We start from the raw sequence: 1,651 nt of genomic DNA, 5'->3' as shown, positions 1-1,651 counted from the left end.
CGAGCCGGGCACCTGCAAGGACCGCGAGATCATGCGCCATGATCCGCACCTGCTGATCGAAGGTTGCCTGATCGCCAGCTTCGCCATGCAGGCCCACGCCTGCTACATCTATCTGCGCGGCGAATATGTGCTGGAACGCGAGCGCATGGAGGCGGCGGTCAAGCAGGCCTATGAGGCCAAGTTGATCGGCAAGAACAACGTCCACGGCTGGGACTTCGACGTCTATATCCACCACGGCGCCGGGGCCTATATCTGCGGCGAGGAAACGGCCCTGCTGGAAAGCCTGGAGGGCAAGAAGGGCCAGCCGCGCCTGAAGCCGCCGTTCCCGGCGGGCGCGGGCCTCTATGGCTGCCCGACCACGGTGAACAACGTCGAATCCATCGCCGTCGTGGGGACCATCCTGCGGCGCGGGGCCGACTGGTTCGCCGGCTTCGGCCGCCCGAACAACACCGGCACCAAGCTGATGTCGATCAGCGGCCATGTGAACCGGCCGTGCAATGTCGAAGAGGCGATGTCGATCCCGCTGCGCCAGCTGCTGGAAGAGCATTGCGGCGGTGTGCGCGGTGGCTGGTCGAACCTGAAGGCGGTCATTCCGGGCGGGGTCTCGGTGCCCCTGATCACGCGCGAGATGTCCGAGACCGCGCTGATGGATTTCGACAGCTTGCGTGAAATGCGTTCGGGCCTGGGCACGGCGGCGGTGATCGTCATGGACCAGTCCACCGACCTGGTGAAGGCCATCGCCCGCATCAGCTATTTCTACAAGCATGAGAGCTGTGGCCAGTGCACCCCGTGCCGCGAGGGCACCGGCTGGATGTGGCGGGTGCTGGAACGGATGGCGGTGGGCGAGGCGGACCCGTCCGAGATCGACCTGCTGCTGGACGTCGCCGGTCAGGTGGAAGGCCACACCATCTGCGCCCTGGGCGACGCGGCCGCCTGGCCGGTCCAGGGGCTGATCCGCCACTTCCGCCACGAGATCGAGGACCGTATCCAGCAATACCGCACCCGCCGCGCGAACTTCGTCGGCCATGCGGTGGCGGCGGAGTAGGGCGATGCGCGCGCTTCCCCTCATCGCTGTCGGTGTGATCGCACTGTCCGCCTGCGGGCAGCGCGAAGAGACGTCTGCGCCCGCCGCGCTGGCGCCCGTGGCCGACGCCGCGCCGGCGCCGCTCGTGGCGGCCCCGGCCTCGGCGGAGGAGGCCTGCCGCCGGGCCGTGCTGATCCAGTACGGACAGGACGGCCAAGCCGTGGCCTATGATCCTGCGACGGGCCAGGTGTCATGGGCCGCGCCGGTCGATGGCGGCCGCCTCAGCTTCGCCTGCGCCGTTCGCGGGGCTGAGGTCGTGCTGTCGCGTGACGACCAGACCCAGACCGTAACCCTTCCGACTTCGGCGGCCGCGCCCGCCGTCGCACAAGAGGCCCGCTGATGCCTATCGCCAAGGTCAACGGCGTCGAAACCGAGTTCGAGCCCGGCATGACCGTGCTGCAGGTCGCCGAGCGCGCCGGGCACGAGATTCCGCGCTTCTGCTATCACGAGCGGCTGTCCATCGCCGGCAACTGCCGCATGTGCCTGGTCGAGGTGAAGCCGGGGCCGCCCAAGCCCCAGGCGTCGTGCGCCCTGCCGGCCGCCGAGGGGCAGGAGATCTTCACCGAC

General features: G+C 68.9%; 3 protein-coding genes. All 3 read left to right on the top strand.

The features are described 5' to 3' along the window. A partial coding sequence (nuoF, locus tag KF910_RS14275) for an NADH-quinone oxidoreductase subunit NuoF (protein ID WP_292264095.1) occupies window positions 1-1,045 on the top strand: 1,045 nt, incomplete at its 5' end. A gap of 4 nt (window positions 1,046-1,049) precedes the next feature. After that, window positions 1,050-1,424, top strand: coding sequence for a hypothetical protein (locus tag KF910_RS14270; protein ID WP_292264093.1), 375 nt, complete (start codon window positions 1,050-1,052; stop codon window positions 1,422-1,424). Further along, window positions 1,424-1,651 (top strand): 2Fe-2S iron-sulfur cluster-binding protein (locus KF910_RS14265; protein WP_292264091.1); only part of this gene is annotated, 228 nt, incomplete at its 3' end. The genes KF910_RS14270 and KF910_RS14265, both read left to right, overlap by 1 nt.

Source organism: Brevundimonas sp. (assembly GCF_019636155.1).
Taxonomy (GTDB): Bacteria; Pseudomonadota; Alphaproteobacteria; order Caulobacterales; family Caulobacteraceae; genus Brevundimonas.
The sequence above is the reverse complement of the archived record's forward strand: the minus strand, read 5'-3'. Positions and strand labels throughout refer to the sequence as shown.

What these genes read in the sequence shown, in the direction of transcription:
- KF910_RS14270 (WP_292264093.1), top strand. Translation starts at nt 1,050, where the DNA reads ATGCGCGCGCTTCCCCTCATCGCTGTCGGTGTGATCGCACTGTCCGCC.